14 protein-coding genes are annotated in these 19,372 nt (G+C 48.0%); 4 read left to right on the top strand and 10 right to left on the bottom strand.

Annotated features, from left to right (window positions below; translation table 11 throughout):
• The first annotated feature begins 197 nt into the window (after positions 1-197).
• The 4 genes from HPS57_RS13995 to HPS57_RS13980 all read left to right on the top strand — a co-directional run bounded on the left by HPS57_RS13995 (position 198) and on the right by HPS57_RS13980 (position 5,742).
• Positions 198-1,115: a helix-turn-helix domain-containing protein gene (locus HPS57_RS13995; RefSeq protein ID WP_172184199.1), complete on the top strand. Its 918-nt coding sequence runs from the start codon at positions 198-200 to the stop codon at positions 1,113-1,115.
• Between the two features lie 98 nt (positions 1,116-1,213).
• A complete protein-coding gene (locus HPS57_RS13990; protein ID WP_172184197.1) occupies positions 1,214-3,289 on the top strand; it encodes a TonB-dependent receptor plug domain-containing protein in 2,076 nt (691 codons plus the stop codon).
• A 532-nt stretch (positions 3,290-3,821) separates the two neighbouring features.
• Positions 3,822-4,478 (top strand): BACON domain-containing protein, encoded by a 657-nt coding sequence (locus tag HPS57_RS13985; RefSeq protein WP_172184194.1) that lies wholly within the window; start codon positions 3,822-3,824, stop codon positions 4,476-4,478.
• Positions 4,447-5,742 carry a hypothetical protein gene (locus HPS57_RS13980; RefSeq protein WP_172184192.1) on the top strand — a complete coding sequence of 432 codons (1,296 nt, stop codon included), beginning with the start codon at positions 4,447-4,449 and terminating at the stop codon, positions 5,740-5,742. Before HPS57_RS13985 ends, HPS57_RS13980 begins: the two co-directional genes overlap by 32 nt.
• A gap of 168 nt (positions 5,743-5,910) precedes the next feature.
• Here the strand turns inward: HPS57_RS13980 and HPS57_RS14565 are convergent, their stop codons facing one another.
• The 10 genes from HPS57_RS14565 to HPS57_RS13935 form a co-directional block, all read right to left on the bottom strand.
• The gene (locus HPS57_RS14565) at positions 5,911-6,036 is read right to left on the bottom strand and encodes a hypothetical protein (RefSeq protein WP_369811555.1); all 126 of its coding nucleotides are present in this window, start codon (positions 6,034-6,036) and stop codon (positions 5,911-5,913) included.
• A gap of 7 nt (positions 6,037-6,043) precedes the next feature.
• Positions 6,044-6,328, bottom strand: coding sequence for a type II toxin-antitoxin system VapC family toxin (locus tag HPS57_RS13975; RefSeq protein ID WP_172184190.1), 285 nt, complete (start codon positions 6,326-6,328; stop codon positions 6,044-6,046).
• A 1-nt stretch (position 6,329) separates the two neighbouring features.
• Positions 6,330-6,557: a hypothetical protein gene (locus tag HPS57_RS13970; protein ID WP_172184188.1), complete on the bottom strand. Its 228-nt coding sequence runs from the start codon at positions 6,555-6,557 to the stop codon at positions 6,330-6,332.
• A 219-nt stretch (positions 6,558-6,776) separates the two neighbouring features.
• Entirely contained in the window at positions 6,777-7,331 is a 555-nt protein-coding gene (pdxT, locus tag HPS57_RS13965) for a pyridoxal 5'-phosphate synthase glutaminase subunit PdxT (protein ID WP_172184186.1), read from the bottom strand.
• Between the two features lie 4 nt (positions 7,332-7,335).
• A complete protein-coding gene (gene pdxS, locus HPS57_RS13960; RefSeq protein ID WP_172184184.1) occupies positions 7,336-8,208 on the bottom strand; it encodes a pyridoxal 5'-phosphate synthase lyase subunit PdxS in 873 nt (290 codons plus the stop codon).
• A 136-nt stretch (positions 8,209-8,344) separates the two neighbouring features.
• On the bottom strand, positions 8,345-8,785 hold the full coding sequence (locus HPS57_RS13955; protein ID WP_253946590.1) for an acyl-CoA thioesterase: 441 nt from the start codon (positions 8,783-8,785) through the stop codon (positions 8,345-8,347).
• Between the two features lie 101 nt (positions 8,786-8,886).
• On the bottom strand, positions 8,887-10,515 hold the full coding sequence (locus HPS57_RS13950) for a class I adenylate-forming enzyme family protein (RefSeq protein ID WP_172184181.1): 1,629 nt from the start codon (positions 10,513-10,515) through the stop codon (positions 8,887-8,889).
• 201 nt (positions 10,516-10,716) lie between these two features.
• Complete coding sequence (locus tag HPS57_RS13945; protein ID WP_172184179.1) at positions 10,717-11,463, bottom strand: LytR/AlgR family response regulator transcription factor; 747 nt, start codon at positions 11,461-11,463, stop codon at positions 10,717-10,719.
• 322 nt (positions 11,464-11,785) lie between these two features.
• Positions 11,786-14,713, bottom strand: coding sequence for an outer membrane beta-barrel protein (locus HPS57_RS13940; protein ID WP_172184176.1), 2,928 nt, complete (start codon positions 14,711-14,713; stop codon positions 11,786-11,788).
• A gap of 134 nt (positions 14,714-14,847) precedes the next feature.
• On the bottom strand, positions 14,848-19,335 hold the full coding sequence (locus tag HPS57_RS13935) for an InlB B-repeat-containing protein (protein WP_172184174.1): 4,488 nt from the start codon (positions 19,333-19,335) through the stop codon (positions 14,848-14,850).
• Positions 19,336-19,372: the final 37 nt, after the last annotated feature.

Raw genomic sequence — 19,372 nt, 5'->3', positions numbered from 1 at the left:
ACCAAGGGAAAAACTGAAATTCTCTACGCCGGTAAGGGAGTTTTTCAAATTCTTTATGTAACTTTGCAAAAACAATTGCACTTGCGGGTTGACTCTTTAGTGGTTTCTTTTTTGCACGAATATGCACATTTTTAACTTTCATAAGTGGTAGTTTCAGGGAATTTTAGTATTTTTGCACAACTAAATAATTGGGCATAATGGAAAAGGGTTCTCTCGGTGATATATATAATATGGTGTGCGAAGCACCCTCCGGTGATGGTTTCGGCATAGAAGCGATGCCGGAATTCCTTGACATGGACATGGAAACCAACAGTCATCCGCATGTCCATACCTTCTACGAGATACTGTGGTTCTTTGAAGGTGGTGGCATCCATACTGTGGATTTTCAGGACTATATTGTTGAGGAAAATTCCATATTCTTCCTCTCTCCGGGGCAGATTCACAGTTTTGACGGCCGAACAAGGCATAAGGGCATCTCTGTGAAGCTGTGTACGGATTTCCTTAAGTATGAGAATGCCGATGAGGATATTTTCATAAAGTACAATATGTTCAATGCTTTTGATACCGCGCCTTACTTTGTGATAAAGGAATCTTCTGTGGTGGACCACCTTCACGGAATCATAGAGCGTATGCGCCTGGAGCAGGAGAGTGTGGATGATTTCGGTCACATGGACATTCTCCGTGCGCTGGTGAAGATATTCCTTGTAAATGTGCAGCGTCATGGTGTGCGTCCCGATTCCCTGCCGTTGCATACGACGCGCGCGTCCCACCGCCTGTTCCTGCTCTTCCGCAAAATGCTGGAGCAGGAATTTGACCGCATACATACCGTAAAGGACTATGCCGAACGGCTTAATGTCTCGTCAAAAACCCTTACCAACAGCGTGACGGAATGCTCGCGCAAGTCTCCTCTTGCGTTCATCAACGACCGTGTCATCCTGGAGGCGAAGCGTCTCCTGCGCTTCACAAACCTTATGGTGAAGGAGATAGCCTACCGCATGGGCTATGACGACCCGTCGTACTTCGTGAAGTTCTTCAAGCGCCAGACCGGTTATCTTCCCTCTGATTTCCGTGACAAAGTGCTTGTGGAGGAGAAGGAAAGGGTTGCCGGCAAGTGACTTTAGAACATGAATAAGTTATAGAAGAAAACTTCAAAATCCCTATATATAATAATTTTCAATGCAGGTTAGGGACCTGCTTTTATCAAAACAACATTATGCAGAAAAAATCATTCTGTGAGTTCAACAGGCTGCGTTTCACACGTTTCTCCCGCAAGAGCTATGCTCTGTTTGCGTGCGTGGGACGTGAAGTGATTATCGGCACACTGAGCGTCGCGACCCTTACGCACACGAAGGCTGAGGGAGTAAGCGTGCGCACGGACGCTGTCGGCGACTCGTTGCAGCACAACGAACTCAGGCTCGACGAGGTGGTGGTCACCGGAAGTCGGGTGCCGCTGACTCTTAGTGAGTCGGCGAAGATTGTCTCTGTCATCACACGTGAGGATATTCATCGTGCGGCGGCGGAAACCATCAACGATTTATTGAAGTCAGTCACAGGCGTGGATGTCCGTCAGCGCGGTGGCTTTGGTGTGCAGACGGACATTTCCATTCGTGGAGGAAACTTTGACCAAATTACGATTCTTATTAACGGAGTCAACATTTCCTCACCTCAAACCGGACATCTTTCGGCAGATTTCCCTGTCAGTATGGAGGACATCGAGCGCATAGAAGTGCTTGAAGGCCCTGCAGCGCGCGTGTATGGCACGTCGGCGTTCAACGGTGTGATAAACATCATAACGCGGCAGTCGGGCAATGAAGCTATGGCGCATCTTTACGGCGGCAGTTACGGCTATGCCGGAGGAAACGGCTCTGTCTCCATCGATGCCGGCAGGCTTGGCAGCAATGGTGCCGGACGCTTCCGCTCGATGCTTTCCGGAGGCTACACACGGGCGGACGGAGGCACACCGAACAGTGATTTCTCGTCGACGCGCTTCTTTTACAACGGAGGCTTATCCATGGACAATTTCTCCATAAGCGGTCAGGCGGGCTATAGCTATAAGCCCTACGGTGCGAACACATTCTATGGTGCTGCGAGCACCGACCAATGGGAAAGCACCGAGAGGTGGATGTTTGCATTGAACGGAACAGTGAAAGTGGGTAAGGTGCATATTGCCCCGCAACTCTATTGGAACCGTTGGTACGACCATTACCAATGGCATAAAGGAAACCCTGCCGGTGAGAATTTCCATAAGGTAGACTCAAAATGTGTCTCTGCCAACGCATGGGTTTCGACCTCTCTCGGAAGGACATCCCTTGGCGTTGAGGTGCGCGAAGAGTCTGTACTCAGCACATCTCTTGGGAATCCTCTTGCGGAAAACGAGTGGCAGGCGACAGGCGGACATGATGCACAGGACGGAAAATTCTACAAGTTCAAGGATTCAAGGACAAATGTCTCTGCATTCCTGGAGCATGACATTCTCCTTGACCATTGGACATTCTCCCTCGGACTGCTTGCCAACATGAACACCGGCAATGACCACCGCCTAAGGTTTTATCCCGGTCTGGACCTTGCATGGCGGCCCGACAGCCATTGGCGGCTGTATGCCTCATGGAACATGGCACTGCGCATGCCGACATTCACGGACTTGTATTACAGCGGAAAGAACATAGAAGGCAACCGCAACATCCGTCCGGAGAAGACATCCGACCTGCAACTTGGCGCATCCTTCTCTGCCAAAGGTGTTGCCGTCGACGCACAAGCGTTCTACAGCCACAAGACCGACATGATTGACTGGGTGACCTACAGCACCCTTTCTCCGTCAGGAGAGCCGGAGTCGGACGGCATATTCCACTCCGTCAATTTCCGCCTTGACAATGTCGGAGCAGAACTGAATGTGCGCTTCCTGCCACAACAGTTGTGGGGCGATAGATTCCCTCTTGCAACAGTCGGGCTGCAATACGCCTACATCAGCGAGAATCCTGCATACACCGTCGATGTCATTTCCAGCAAGTATGCCATGGAATACCTCCGCCACAAGTTGGTCCTTTCCGCCTCTGGCAGGCTGTGGAAGAACCTTGAGCTCAGCCTTTCCTGGCGCTGGCAGGACCGTGTGGGGGAGAACAACCCAAGCTATGCACTCCTTGACGGACGCCTTTCGTGGAACGCAAACCGCTGGCGGCTGTATGTCGACGGTGAGAACCTCCTCGACAAACGCTACTGTGACTATGCCACAATCCCGCAGCCCGGACTCTGGCTGCGTGCCGGAGTGGCTGTAAGCCTGTGGCGTAAATAAAGTAATGATAAATAGGGATTTTGAAGTTTATGGTAGACTATTCGCAATGCTTTTTTACATGTTTTATAAGGTATCTTGCTAAAGGAAATGTGGTGGTGTGAGAAATTAACAATTTAATTGTTTGGAAATTAAAGGAAAAATTCGTAATTTTGCACCTGACATTAATTAGTATTAACATAAATATATTGCGTATGATATAAAAACGGAATAAACGCTTATGGAAATGCCTTGCGGAGCAAGGTCGTTTTCACCGGGAAACTAACAAAATATTAATAACGGGGAAGCGTTTCCATTCCATACTTTTTAGATATATGAGCTTTTAGCTCTTGTTCTTCTTTATGCTGAATACCGCCAATATTCATGAGGAGTAAGTCTTTTTTTACTCCATTCTCTACGAAGACAAGTTGCTTGAAGGTTCACGCTTATAGGCGTGGACCATTCACACTTGTGGTAGAGAACGGTCACTTGGCGGTAACCGAGCATAAATACAAGTTGCGAATGGTTAACGCCTTTTTTTATTATCAAAAAACAAATGAGAAAATTATTATTACTATTATCTGTATTGCTTGCTGTCGCGTTTTCTGCCATGTCATTCATTTCTTGTTCCAATGATGTGGATGATGTTTATTTGGAGGTAGACAAGACGGATATTAGCATTGACAACTCGTCTGAGACTGAAACGGTGATTATAAGAACCAATGCTAATTGGAGAGTTGTCACACAAAATGCTTCTTGGATTTCTTTCGATAAGACCTCCGGTTCTGGTGACGGTGAACTGGTAATGACAATCTCCAGAAATAGCTCGAATAAACGGACGGGCAAGGTGATTGTTTGCGCTGGTACTGAATATGTTGAAATAAACGTCACACAGGCGGCATCTACTTCTGGAGTTTTGACTGTTACAACAGGCTCTTGCACCATGACACGGGTAAAAAGTGGCAGTCAATATAAATACACTGTCAAAGCTCAGTACACCATCCGTGGTGGACATCTTGCTTCAGAGGCTGGTGTTATGTTCGGAAATTCAGCGAGCAGGACTCAAGGCACTATCTCTGACGGCACACATACTGCGACTGTTACAATCACAACGTCAAATGCGAATTATGCAGTCACATATCAAGCTTATGCGGTTAAGAAATCAAATGGAGCGAAAATATATGGAACATCAAAAACTAAAAAGTACAATTAATGGTATGAAAACTATATTATCTTTTATATCAATGTTATTTATTAGCTGTAGTGTGTTTGCTCAGTTTACGCAAACATCATCAACACAGACTCCTCTGAAAGAAGGTCGCCATAGAGGACTGGACTTCAGTGTTGATGCTGGCTATAATATCGCAACAAAAGGAGGAGGCGGAAGCATATCTGCAGAAATAGGCATAGGCAAACGCTTTAACAAGAATTTTTATTGGGGCATAGGCAGCGGAGCCTTTATTCCGACAGATGAAGGCGACCCACAAATACCTGTGACATCTGATTTTAAAGTCTATTTCCCTTTGAAATCAACATCACTCACTCCTGGGGCAATTATTCGTGCTGGTTACGTGTTCAACACAGCAGGTGACATTACAGTCGGGACAGGCAAGCATGCAACAACCATAGAAATGCCTGACAATATTATGATTCAGGTAATGCCGAGCTTGTCAATTCCGCTTTCTAAACGTGTTGATTTCAATCTGGCTGTCGGCTATACCCATTTCATACCTACAAAAAGTGGTGGCGATGGCAGTGGAGCCTTTACTATCAGGACTGGATTCAGTTTTCATAAGTCGCCAATAAGCAAACCAAAAGTCCCTACGCGCGAGCGTGGATTGCAGATGACATTGGAAGGCGGGAAAGTAGGTTTTGGAGATGATGAATATGATGGTGGCTCAGGAGCACTTGTGCTAACATATAAGTTTAATCCTCATGTGAGCCTTGGTGTAGGTTTTGGTGCTGATGTCGTTTCCGCGTTCAAGCAGGATGGAGTGAAATCTTTACAAATCAGGGATGACGGTAATGTCTACCAGTCTGTACGCAATATTGATATGGATACTCCTGCCTTTAAGGTTTTCCTTCGCGGGGTGTATAGGCTGACGGATAAGCGGCTGTCGCCAATCGCCGCTTGTGATGGCGGTATGCGTTTTTATTCGTTTGATGACATCTATGGTTACAGGGACGACGAAGGTAGTGTAGAGCGAGTGCTTGGAACACCATCAAGTGTTGGATTTTATGTTTCTCCTTCTGTGGGAATCTCTATGCGTACGACTAACAATTCCTATTTGGAACTGAAGGCTGGCTATAGTATTGCTCCGAATATATTGGGTAAAGAAGGTGAGATTGAATACACTTCTTCAGGGAACAACCATTTTATACATACAGCTTCTTGCAAATCAGTGAAGATGTCTGCTCCTTTTGTGACATTGGGCTACACCCACACATTCCGTTGGGGAAGCAAATGGGGCAAATAAACCAGCAGGGAGAAATCTCAGAAAAATAATTGTGTGTACAAATGAGGGCATTTCAAATAGGAGTGCCCTCATTTTAGTTTGCCTGGTATATATGCCACAACGCAGCCTAATATGCCTATAGCCAAGAGCAAATAATAGAGCTGATAGTCAAGTATACCATGCATTTTGCTACAATCCTGTTGTGTCCAAAAACTCTTTTATTGCATAAACAGGAATCTCTGATTGGATGAAATCCTTCTTGTTTCTTGTGATGATGCAATCGCATCCGCCTTCTATCGCAACATTTGTCTGCACGCAATCTTCAAAATCTTTCCAATCGGAAAGCAGTATCTGTTATGTTTTTGCCGTTAGGTAAGTCAAGAATCTCTGTGAACGAAGCTATGTTGGCAAGGACAGATTTGATGCTTTCCAATGTAAAACCGTATTTTTTCGAGATATAGACAGCATTTACAAAGGACAATGTTGAGAATGCCATGGCAATCTTCTCGGTATAACCTAACAGAAACAATTCCTTTGCTTCCTCAATGAAATCTTTCCTTTGGCAAGCAAGGTCAATAAGGATGTTGGTGTCAACGAATACTTTCATATTACAGATATTTTTCAATTCGAGCCTCTATGCCCCTTTCGTCGTTAGGGATTTCCCTGCCTCCTGTCATTTTCAGGCTTTCAATGAATCTGCGAGCTTCTTCAATGTCTGCTCCCTTGGCGTTGCCATCTGCCGGCATTCTTTTGGGATGCGAAGCATTTGCTTTGTCAATCAACTTGCCGGCAATAGACATAAGTGAACTGTTTGACAAGTTGAGTGCCATAATCATATCAAAAACTTTGTTTTCTAATACTGCTGTTGTCATGTTCTTTCCGATTTTGCTCCAAAGTTAATTGTTTTATTTCTAATTTCCAAGGAACTAAAACAAATATTACATTTTTTCATCTGAAATTGTGTATATTGGCAATTTGAGATATAAATATAAAGGAGATGAACGCCTTATGTTCGGTGTTCATCTCCTGTTGATAATTATGCAATCCCGTTTTTTTTAATCTCCGCCATTGACAATATTCTTCACGAAAAACTCATGGACGCATGTGTCGTTGTTAAGTTCCGGGTGGAAAGCAGTGACGAGTTGGCTGCCTTGTTGTGCCGCAACAATATGTCCGTTGAGTTCGGCAAGGACCTCGACATTGTCGCCTGCGGCAGTGATGTATGGCGCACGGATGAAGGTCATGGGAATCTCGCCGATGCCTTTCATTGTGTGGACAGTGCGGAAACTGCCGAGCTGTCTGCCATAGGCGTTGCGCTTCACGGTGATGTCCATTGTCCCGAGATGCTCATGGTCAAGCATGATCAGTCCGGCGCATGTGCCGAAGACGGGCAGACCGTTGAGGATTGCGTCACGGATTGGTGTGAAAAGACCTTCGTCACGGATGATGCGCATCATGGCAGTGCTCTCGCCTCCGGGGATTATCAGCCCGTCTTTCGGCTGCTGCCAGTCATCGATGTTCCTGACAAGGAAGGATTCCACACCAATGCGTTGCAGCATTTCGCTGTGTTCGGCAAATGCTCCCTGTAATGCCAATATAGCTATTTTCATGGTTTTACTTGCCCCTTTCCGCCATCAGCAGCTCTATCTCACTTTCGTTGATGCCGACCATTGCTTCGCCAAGGTCCTCACTCAGTTCGGCGATGATTTTCGGATTGTTGTAGTTTGTGACAGCCTTCACGATAGCCTGCGCACGCTTCACAGGGTCGCCGCTCTTGAATATGCCGCTTCCCACGAACACACCTTCTGCGCCAAGCTGCATCATAAGGGCAGCGTCGGCAGGTGTTGCCACACCTCCTGCTGCGAAATTGACGACAGGGAGCTTGCCGTTCTCATGCACATACTGCACGAGGTCAAACGGCACGCGCAACTGCTTGGCAGCCTCATACAGTTCATCCTCGCTCATGGAGACAAGGCGGCGTATCTCGCTCTGCATCATGCGCATGTGGCGCACGGCCTGAATGACATCACCTGTGCCCGGCTCGCCCTTTGTGCGTATCATGGTTGCGCCCTCGTTTATGCGTCGCAGAGCCTCGCCGAGGTCTTTGGCACCGCAGACGAAAGGCACATTGAACTTGCGCTTGTCGATATGGTACACATCATCGGCAGGGGAGAGAACCTCGCTCTCGTCTATGTAGTCAATCTCGATAGCCTCAAGTATCTGCGCCTCGACAAAGTGACCGATGCGGCATTTCGCCATAACAGGGATTGTCACCGCTTCCTGTATGCCCTTTATCATCTTAGGGTCGCTCATGCGGCTTACGCCTCCTGCAGCACGGATGTCGGCAGGAATACGCTCCAATGCCATTACCGCACATGCGCCGGCAGCCTCGGCGATTCTTGCCTGTTCAGGCGTAGTTACATCCATGATGACACCGCCCTTAAGCATTTGTGCAAGGTTGCGGTTAAGTTCTGTTCTGTTTTCCATTTCTTTGTCCTTTTGCTTTTGTTGGTTACGGTGTGCCTTATGCCCACCGTTTCAAGTCGGGTGCAAAGGTAGTGAGAGGAGCATTGCCATGCAAAAATCCGTTCCCGAATGGAAAAACATTGTTCCGAAATCTGCTTTATTTCGTCAGAAGATTGTTGTCTCCCTCATATTCCGCAATCTTCTGCTTGAAGGATTCCGGCATTGGGATGGAGTGGTTGTGCACTGTGTCGAAAAAGACCATGACCGTGTTGCACTCGCACTTCACCTCCTTGGTCCTTTTGTTGATGGCTCGTTGGAAGAGTCGGAAGCTCTTTGTGCCAAGGTGCGTTATAGTCGTCTGCAGGACAATCTCGTCAGGATAGAATATCGGTGCGAGGAAATTCGCGTCGATGTGTGCCACGACAATGCCGAGACTGTCAAAGACATGTTGTCCGAGTACATCGATGAAGTACCGTGTCTTGCACATGTCGAACAATGAGAAGTAGACGGAATTGTTCATGTGCCCGAACTTGTCGATGTCGGAGAAGCGCAGCTGTGCCGGCATCTGGTGGCGGAAGGTCATATTATCTGTTTCCATGGTGGTTATGTTTGCTTATCTGTGAAGATACCGCCGGTGTCTCCATGCATGCGGAGTCACCGGCGGCATCGTGTTATGCTGTAATAATGGATGTCGTAAAACTATACTCGATAGAGCAGCCCATTCTTCAAATCCACCTCTGCAGTGTGCTTGATTTTCACATGCAGCTTCTTGCCTGTGGCATTGAACGGAATCTGCTCGACAAAGCGATAATAGCGCGGACGCTTGAAGTTGGCGATTGCTGTGCTCTCCTTGCAGAATGCGTCAAGCTCTTCCGGAGTGAGCGACATGTCGTTCCTCACAACGTAGGCAGTGACCATCTGTCCGCGAATCTTGTCAGGTACGGAGGTCACGATGCAGTCCTTCACCTTCGGATGTGTGTTGAGCACAGCCTCAATCTCAGTAGGATAGATGTTCTCTCCTGAAGAGATGATCATGTCGTCCTTGCGTCCCACGATGGTTATGAACTGATGTTCATCCCATGTGGCGAGGTCGTTGGTGTAGATAAAGCCCTTGTAGTACTTCTTCTCTGTCTCCTCATCGTTGTTCACATAGTAATAAGGAGACTTGGCAGGAGAGCAGATTATCACCTCGCCAACTTCCTTTCCGTCGGTCAATGCAAGGTCGTCCGGTTCGGCACGGTGGTCCTCATAGACTTTCACCACCCGCACATCATCATCCACACATGATGCTCCGGCTGTTCCGGCGAAGTCAGGAAGGTCGAACGGACGCAGGAATGTATTCCAAAAAGTCTCCGTCGTACCATATCCGTTGAAGATGTTCGGAGTGAGCACCTTCTGGTAGCGGATGCATGCAGAGCGTTCCAACGGGCTGCCCATGGTGACAATGCCCTTCAGTGCGCTTATGTCATAGCCCTGTCGCTCCTGCTCGTCGGCAAGCGCTTCAAGTACGGTAGGCACACCGATGATGAATGTTATCTTGTATTTCCACACATGCTTCAATGTCATGTGTGCGTCAAATTTGCCCTGTATCACCAGCGATGCGCCGGCATAGAACACAACGCAAGGACCGGCACAGTGCAGTCCGCCACGGTGGAACCATGGTGTGGTGTTCATGGTCACGTCCTTATAGCTCATCGGGAAATGAATCATCACGTCATGGGCGGAAAGAACCTCATTGATGCTCGTAAGGCAAACACCCTTCGGGCGTCCTGTAGTACCGGAAGTGTAGAGGCGTGTTGTCTCGTCATAGATGTTGTATTCGCATGTGAATGGCGGTTCTTCCGTTGATGCATCCTTCACATAGTCGCTGTAAGAGATTATGTCGCCATGGGTCTGTCCTCCAACCACAATGATTCGTTTCGGAGTATAGTTGGCGATTTTTATGGCTTCCTGCACGTCAGGGAGCTTGGATTCGCAGCAGAGAATCACCATCGGCTTTGAGTCCTCGATGTTGAATGACAGCTCGCCACAGCTTACTCGGTAGCTCACAGGAGCGCAGACACCGTGCATCTTGTGGGCAGTGACGTAGGCAAAAGCAAACTCAGGACAGTTGAGCAGCTGCATCATGATGACATCGCCCTTCTTGAATCCGTCCTTTGCCAATGCGTTGCACAGGCGGTTGACGTCGCGGTTAAGGTCGGCATAAGTCCATATTGTGTTGGTTTCGTGGCATATCATAGCCTGTCTTGTGGCATATCTGCGCACATTACGCATGAAGCCTTCTATCCAGGTATAACGGCTCTCGAAAATTGTCTTGAAATCGTTCATGTTTTTGTATTTCTTGTTTTTAACTTTCTTGTTAGGATATATTGTTCACAAATGCCTGCTTTTGGTTGCGTTATGCTTGCAAAACAGCATAGAAAACCAACATCAGGCAGTCATCTGTATGCAAAATTAAGAAAACTGTCTGACGGAACAAGAATGTTTCCTGCAAAAAATACTGAATTGTCGTTTTTGGTGGATGAAGCGTCAGTGCCATTCAAGCCATTTGCACACTTCCGCTTTCCGTGTGCGGCTGACAATAACCTCCGGATGATTGTCTCCTTTGAGGCAGACGGACATCTTCCCGTTTTCGAGGCTCTCGGTGCCTGCAACCTGTCCGAGAGGGATGATGTACTTACGGTTCACGCGCATGAAAAGCCTCGGATTAAGCAGCTTCGCAACCTCGTCGAGGTTTTTTGGCAGGGCATAAGAAGTGCCGTCCTGGAGCTTCAGGTACGTGGTTTTCTGTTCGGAGACTACATACCTCAGATTGGCTGTAAGGATTACTTTCTCGCCTTTGGTGGTCTTGACAAGGAACCGCTCGCGGTAGCCACTCTCACCGGCAGTGCTGCGTGCATGCCGTTTCCTGTGCGGCTTTTGCAGTCGGCGTGCCTTGTCCAATGCTTGTGAAAGTGCTTCGCTGTCAATGGGTTTGAGCAGATACGACAGACTGTTGTACCCGAATGCCTGCAACGCATGGTCGCCATAAGTGGTGGTGAAGATTATCGGTGTGTCCTCCGGAGCATAGTTCAGCGCATCGAAACTGAGTCCGTCATCGAGCCGTATGTCGGCGATGATGATGCCGATGCCATACGGACAGTATTGCAGATAGTCTTTCGCCTGCGCCACGGTGGATATGGGACCGATAATCTCCGCCTCCGGTCTGAGGTCTTCCAGCAGATGCTTCAGCAGGTGGAAATCATGTTTGTCGTTTTCAAGAACAAGTATTTTCATGGGCGTTATGTTGTGGGGAATCTGTTTCCGATGTTTTCTTATGTTGCTGCAAAGTTACATTTTTTCTTTGGAAACGGTGCACGAAAGGGAAGATTTTTCATAGTCAGAATGATGTTTGTTTACTTAAGTGAGTCCGCAAAATTAAACGACATTATTTTCAATCGTTATGTATGGATTTGTCTTTCGCCTTCTCTGCTTGTTAATTTTGTGGACTAACTTACTTGGGGTCATTAATGCAAAAGGTGACGATTCAATCACGAACCGTCACCTTTCATTTTATCAGTCAGAATTCCTCTGACTTCATTACCTTAACAAACAACAATCACATCATGTGAGGAGGGCGCATGCCGCCCATTCCTCCGCCACGGCTGAAGCGGCTGTCATTGAAATCAGGCCTGCCGCCGTCCCTGCCATTTCCTCGGCGTGCGTCCTTTCCTCCGAAAGAGTTTATCTTATATATAAGGTGGAACATCACGTAGGAATTTATCGTGTTATACTCCGAGTCGGTACGCTGCGTATCCGAGATTGCGCGTGAGAGGCTGGACTGTTTCTTCAGTATGTCGTAGAACTGCACGGAAAGTGTCAGAGGCTTGCCCTTGAGGAACGACTGCGAAACCTGCGCGTTCCATACAAACTCATTGGTGTTCAGGGACGCATCGTTATATCCTCTGCGGGAATTCATGTGCGCGTCAGTAGAGAATCCAGTGCCCCACGGTGCAGTAACGGTGATGTTCATACCGTAATTGAAGTTCCATGTGTCAAGATTTGACTGCGACTGGAGCAGGTTGCGTGTATGTGCGAAACTCAACTGTCCGTTCGGTTCCACCTCAAGCCATGAACTGCGGTAGCTGATTGACAAGCGTTCGCCGACGGTTGTTGAGCGTGTAGTGTTCTTCAGCGTCACCTTATCCTGCATGAGATAAGAGACACGGTTCTGATAATTGACGCTTGTGAACGTGTTGATGTTCCACACTCCTGCGGAGTCTATGCTGCGGTTGTACATCAATGCGCCATTGAGATTCCAGTTACCGTTGATGTTCTCCGGCTTTGTAATCTTGCCACCGGTATCTTCATCATATGTCACGCAGCTGGCAATACTGTTCTGCGTCAAGGAGAAATTAACATGTGTCATCCATGACTGGCTGTGATTTGGAGAATATCCATTATAGAACAGGCGGAAATTATGATTGAACGAAGGCTTCAGTTCCGGGTTGCCTTGAGAGATGTTGAGAGGGTCGGAGTTGTCTTCGATGTCGAGAAGGTCGGTCATTGACGGCTGGCTCGTTGTTGAACGGTAGGTGGCGCGCAGCTGGCTGACCTTTGAAATCTTGTAACGCAAGTCAAGTGAAGGTGCGAAATTGACCACATCGCGCTTCACATCTACGTCCGCTCCCTGGTATTTGTATCTAAGGCGAGTGTGCTGTGGTTGTGCCATCACTCCGACGGTATAGTTCCATTTCCTGCCGATTTTCCTCAGCTGAAGAGAGCCTTCGTGAGTGTATGTATCGTATTCAGACTTCTTTGACAAGTCTTCGTCAAGATATTCACCCAAATCAGGATAGCCGTTGAGTCTGCCGAGATATGTCTCCCAATCGCGATATACAGGCATTACAAGGTCATATCCGCCGATATTGGAATAGTCATAAGTGCTGCGGTCGCTCTTCGACTTTGAGTACTTGAATGAGTATGCAGCCTGCAAGAACATCTGTTTTCCCAACGGTTCGGAGTAAGTTCCTTTCAATGTATAGCCATAAGACTTTGTCGGAGTTACGTTATACCTGTTTATTTGATAATTGTTGTTGTCCAACGCCTGGAATATGGTCACATCCTGAAGGCTTGTACTCTTGGAATCACCGTCACTGTAACTGAAGTTTCCACGGAATGTTATGTTGCGTCCGCGGTTGCCCAGCTTACGGTTGAACTGGAACATTCCTTTCGCCGATGTTGACTTGCTGTAAGAAAGTGAGCTTGCTTTCTTTGAGTTCACAAGCTGTCCAAGTTCTTCCAACTTGCTCAAGCCTTCTTCCGAAAGAGGGTCACCGACACTCTCGTAAGGGTCGGCATTGAACGTTGCATCGGCAGAGTTTGACGCATTGTCGGAAGTGGAGATAGAGATGTTCGGACGGAACATGATGTTCGTCATCGTGTCCGGTGTCCATTCGAGTCGCATCTGGGCATTCCATGAGTCGCCACGTGAGAAGGATTGGGACTTAGAGTTGCCGAACGACTTTGTGGAACTGAGGAAGTTCTCTGTGGATTTCTTTGACATCACATCCTTGTCATTATGGTTCCAGCGCACCGAACCGTCGATTTTCAGAATCTTTGCATTCTGATAGTTGACATTGAATCCCAACATCTTGTGCGCATTAAGACCATTGTTTCCACCGCCGAAGCGCATACCGCCACCACCGCCGGGGAAACCTTTGTTGCCGGTGTTGTTGGCACTGCCGAATGCCATTATCTTCAGATTGTCCCTCATGTATGCCCCCATGCCACGCTCGGCATAACGGGCGTCGGTACCGATGGACAAGTCCACATTAGCCATGATTCCCTTGTTCATGCCGCGCTTGATGCCAAAGTCGAGGACAGTCTCCTCCTCTCCGTCATCGATGCCTGTCACACGGGCAAGGTCAGACTTTTGGTCGTAGGACTTCACTTTCTCGATAATCGATGTCGGAAGGTTCTTCAAGGCGGTCTCTGTGTCACCTGTCATGAACTCCTTGCCGTCTACAAGTATCTTCTTTACCTCCTTGCCATTCATGGTTATCTTACCGTTCTCATCCACTTGGGCACCCGGAAGACGCTTGACAAGTTCCTCTATGGCAGAGCCTTCGGGAGTATGGTAAGCTGCAGCGTTATATACGAAAGTATCTTCCTTGACAGTCATCTTTGCTGCCTGTCCGGTGACGATAGCCTCTTTAAGCATCACAGCATCGAGGGCAAGCGTGATCTTCCCAAGAGAGACATTGGAGCCGCTGACCCGAACAGGCTTGACCAAAGTCTTATAGCCCACACTTGTCACTTTCAGCAGATAGCTGCCGTCCTTCGGTGCTGTCACCGAGAATTTGCCGTTAATGTCAGAAATCACACCTTTCACGAAGGCGCTGTCTCTCTTCAGAAGCGATACCGTAACCTGTGCGATACCGTCATCGCTGTCTTTGTCAACGAATGTTCCGCTGATAACCCTCTGCGCCATCACGTTGACCGTGGCACAAAGAGCGATAACCATCAATAAAAATATTTTCTTCATATACATAAAAAAAGTGTTTACACCCTTATTAGATGCAAACACTTTATTGAAAGTTTAAATTGTTCTTGTTTTTTTATCTGACATTTTGTCAAGTTGTCAATTTGCCAACCTGACAAATCGCCGGATAATCAGCCTTATTTCAGCATTTGTCCTGCTGCGGAGAACTTCTTGCCGTCCTTTACGATAACAACCTTTCCGTTCTCGATGAACTTGCTGACGGTATTGGCATTGGCAGCATTGCCTGTCTCAACATTGCTGATACCCGTGCCTGTTGTAGCGACAGCAGCCTCGCCAAGTCCACCCATCTCGTTTGCAGCGCGTACAGACCATACAGCCTTCGCGTCATCGACAGTGTAGGTAGGCTCTGTTGTAAAGTCAACAACCTTGCCGTCCTTGCATACAGCCCAGCAGAGAACATAGTAGGAATCATCCCAAGTGATGTCGTTGCCTGTCAGCTTAACGTTCACCGGAGCACTTGCCTGCTCTGTCAATGCAGTAGGATCCCAGTCATCATCCTGTCCCATAACGTTTGCGAGAGTCAGCTCTGCAGCCTCTTCCGCTGTCAGCACAGGATTGTTCTTGTGACCGTCACCGAAGGTTGTCTTACGCTGAGAAAGGTCAACCAATGTGCCGGAAGAGAGATGAGAGTTGTATTCTGCGAAACGTGCCGGCCAGCCGCCTGACATCTCGTTCCAGCCCACAGCAGAAGGAGCAACCTCCATTTCTGTATTCAGGAAGTATGCCTTCGGTGTGCCTGAACCCCAAGGACGGCCGAGTGTGAACTGGCCATTCACCTTGCTTGGGTCAGCATCATCGCTGACAATCTTGCATGATTCGAAGACATATCCGTACTTCTTCGGTACAGAAGGAACAGCAAGATAGCCACCTGCAACCTGACGGAGAGTCACCTGATTATAGTAAACATCGCCCTTACCACAGAGGAAGTCAGTGCGTCCGCGAAGCACACCGCCCTCGAAGTAGTACTTGCTCTTGTCGCCGTTGGAAACGTATGTATCCTGATAGCCCCAGAGGCAGGCATCCTTCATGATTGTCTTGTTACCCTTATCCTGGAAAGCAATGTCACGTCCGACAGCATCACCGAGGGATGTCTTGACAGTAACGCCCTGGATATAGAGTCCTGTTGATGAGTTGATGAAGACATCAGAGTTACCGATACCCTCAGCAATGTTTGCAGGACCGTACTTGCCCTGATATGTCTCTGTAGGAGCAGAGTTGGTGATAACAGTGTTCTCGTAGTTCTCACCGATGATAGAGATATTGTTACCGGTGATGTAAGTACGTGGCTCCTTGTAAGTCTTCTTCACCTTTGTGCCGTTGGCAAGCTCAACTTCCACAGTGACATCGCCGTCATAAGCAGGAATCTTCACATTGCCCTGCTTCACGAAGATGCGGTAGCGTGTAGACTTATCAGCACGCTTGTTGGCAGCAGCGATAGCAGCAGAAAGCTCTGCACCTGTGGTAACGACAGCATCATAGATGCCCTTTGTGACCTCAGGCTTTGTCCTTGTGGTGAAATTGATTGTTATGTCGTCTGCCACCTTGTTATTACCTGTAAGGTCAACAACAGAATTTCCGCTAAGAGTGAACACATAATCTGTAGAGTAAGCGAGACCTTTGTATTCGCATACGACAGTCTTGCCTGATACCACAGGCTTCAGATCAGTTGTTCCAAGAGTAGCCTTAGCGTTTGGAGTGAGCTGAACCTTCTTGTCAAAGGTAATGACAATCTTGCCGTTTGCACTTGCTGTGCTGCTTCCCTCGACAGGGACAGTAGTCACAACAACAGGAGCCTTGCCGTCATCGAATACCTTCTCAGAGCCTGTGATGTAGATTGCACCGATACAAGCACCGTCATTCTTTGAGCTTGTACCGTCAATCTTTGACGACTTGTCTGCTATCCAGCGGAAATAAACCTCTGCCTTGTTGTTTGCTTCAGCAGGAACATCCACAGCAAGATCTGTCCAGTTCTTTGCACCGGTCATATTGATTGCGCCGAGCTTATTCCAGCTCTCACCGTCAAGAGAGTACTCAACATTGTAGGTCTGATAAGCATTGTAGTTGTACACCATTGCCGACTTCACCTTAATGTCAGTGAAATTGCTTGCGTCAACCTTTGTCTGCCAGTAGTATGTGCCTATTGCCACATCATTCTTCCAGCAGACACCGCCCGGACGACCTTCGTAGCCTCCGTTGACTTCCGGCTTGTCAAGCCAACCTGAAGCATTGCCTGCCTCATCACGCATAACGAGGGCTGCTGCCTCATTTCCTTCTGCAGAGAAGTCGGCGATACGGCCGTTGTTGCCCGGCTGATAGAAGTCCCATATTGCAATGAAGTCAGAAGCGGAATATGTCGCAGTAAGCGAGAGGTCCTCTGTCATCTTGCAGACAATCTCAGCAGATGTCTGTCCGTCGCTCCATGAGCCGAACTTGACAACCTCATTGGATGCAGCTGTGACAGTCACGTTTGTGTCTTCCTCGTACATCTTCTTGCCGTCAACCAAAGTATAGGCAGGAGAATAGCTAATCATATAGTCCTTACCACCGCCGTCAACAGTGACATCAAGAGCATAAGTGTTCACCTTCTTGAAGTTAGCTGTCAATGTAGCGTCAGCAACGACTGTATACTTGAACTTCGCTTCCTCAGAAACGACATTGCCGTCCTGGTCTGTCCAGTTGACGAAATCATATCCAAAGTTCTTTGTTGCAGTGAGTGTGACCTCGTCATTCTCCTCATACTCAGCAGAGTTAGGATAGATTGTAGCCGAACCACCCTCAGCAGGAGCAACAGCAACGCTGACAGCATACTTGTTGACATCAGCCATTGTACCGTTGACAACACCTGTAATGGTCACTGTACCGAAGATACTGTTCTTGGTGTTGCCTACACCGATAGTAGCCATCAACTGGAACATGTCAGAGCCTGTGAGTGCAGTCTGCTGTTCAGGAGTAAGCTCTACAACATACTGTGCGATACCCTTCTCGTCATAAGGTTTGTTGATACCCTTTCCACTGCGCAATGCTGTCCATGTTCCGAGAGTCACAGCAGCATTCTCACCCTGCTTGACACTGACAGTAAGACCGTTCTCTGCGTCAGTACCGTCACGGTTCACATAGCCTGTAACCTTAGTAGGAGTGAATGTAAGACCTGCTGCCGGCTTGACATTCCAGTACAGCAAATCATCCTTGCCATTGGCAGGAACTATCTTCAAGCCTGCCGGACACACTGTGTTGTTCTCCTTATCGGTTATCTTGCCAAGTCCATTTATTTTAGCACTACCATAGTCAAAAGCTACAGTTGACATTGCAACTCCGGTCTCTACAGGAGTAATGGTGTACTTGCCCGGCTCATCTGTTGAGTCCATGGCAAATGTCACAGTCACCTCCTGATTGTCGAAAGTCATGCCACCTCCCTGTGCCACGACAGGAAGGACCATCTGAAGATAGCGGAAATAGCTGCCGTCGCCAATGACAATATCGATTGTCTCCGACTTGCTGCCTATCTCTGTGGTATAGACAGTGCTGCCATTTCCTTCTGCTGCGACACCGTCAACGGTTGTCGTAGTTGTAGCACTGTAAGATTCAAGAGTGAATGTAGCACCCTTGCATGAAGGGATTGTGAATTTCGTGCCTGCATTCATCTGACACCAGTCATTCCAATTGGCATTGGCAATCTTGCCGCCATTATTTGTGTCGAAATCAACTTTGACATCGATTGTCTGTCCGTTGACAAGAGCCTGGGTGACATAAATGCCTGTGACATTCTGCCAACCAACAGTAGGCGCACCATTCCTTGTCTGGAAATCCCATTTCAAAGTGACAGCCTCTGTGCGGTCAGCAAGAGAGACAGTGTTCTTTGTAAACACCGGAGTCAGTGTCACATCGGATGCAGGAGCATACTCCTCACCTACTCCGACAGTCTTTGTGCCGTCGTTCCAGCCTGTGAGAGTATAACCTTCTTTATATAATGTGAAGTTCTTTGGAGCGTTAAATGTGTCGCCCTCTGTCCATGTCACGCCGGCCGGAGCGATACCTTCCACACCTTCTTCTGTACCAAGGCTGTAAGTGATGTCGAACTTCTTCACAACGGCATCGCTCTTCTCTACGGCAACATAAGGGCAGTAGCCCATGCCGGAGATAGTCAGTGTGGTAGCCTCGCCTGTGTAGTACAGTTCGGTGACATTGCTACGGTCATTCTTCCAGCAAGCTGTTCCCGGAGTCTTTGTGGCAACCTCTGCGCCGTCACTGTTGGTCACCTTGATAGCACTGCCACTGTAAGTACACTGTCCGACAGTGATTTTCACATTACCGTCCACAGGAACCACCACTTTCAGTCCTGTAGAACCATGGTCATTGTGGTACTTGCCACTGACAGTAGCCACAGAATTTGCGTCACCGGCAGCCACACGGCTCACAGCTCCGTCCGATGCCACAGCGACACCGAACTCAAAGGCTGTGTGCTGCACTGCCACTTCCTCAGAGGTCAACAGTGTGCCTTCCTGGTTGTTCACCTGCACACTGAAATCCTTGAAGTCTGCCCATGATGCCACCGTCCCTATACACATGAGGAACAGCATCAAGGCAAATCGCATTGATTTCTTCATAAATGGTTGTTTTTAAGTTTTAATTATTAGTGATTAA

It is taken from the genome of Palleniella intestinalis (genome assembly GCF_013166595.1).
GTDB classification, from domain to species: Bacteria; Bacteroidota; Bacteroidia; order Bacteroidales; family Bacteroidaceae; genus Prevotella; species Prevotella intestinalis.
This window is presented reverse-complemented; position numbering and strand designations above follow the sequence as displayed.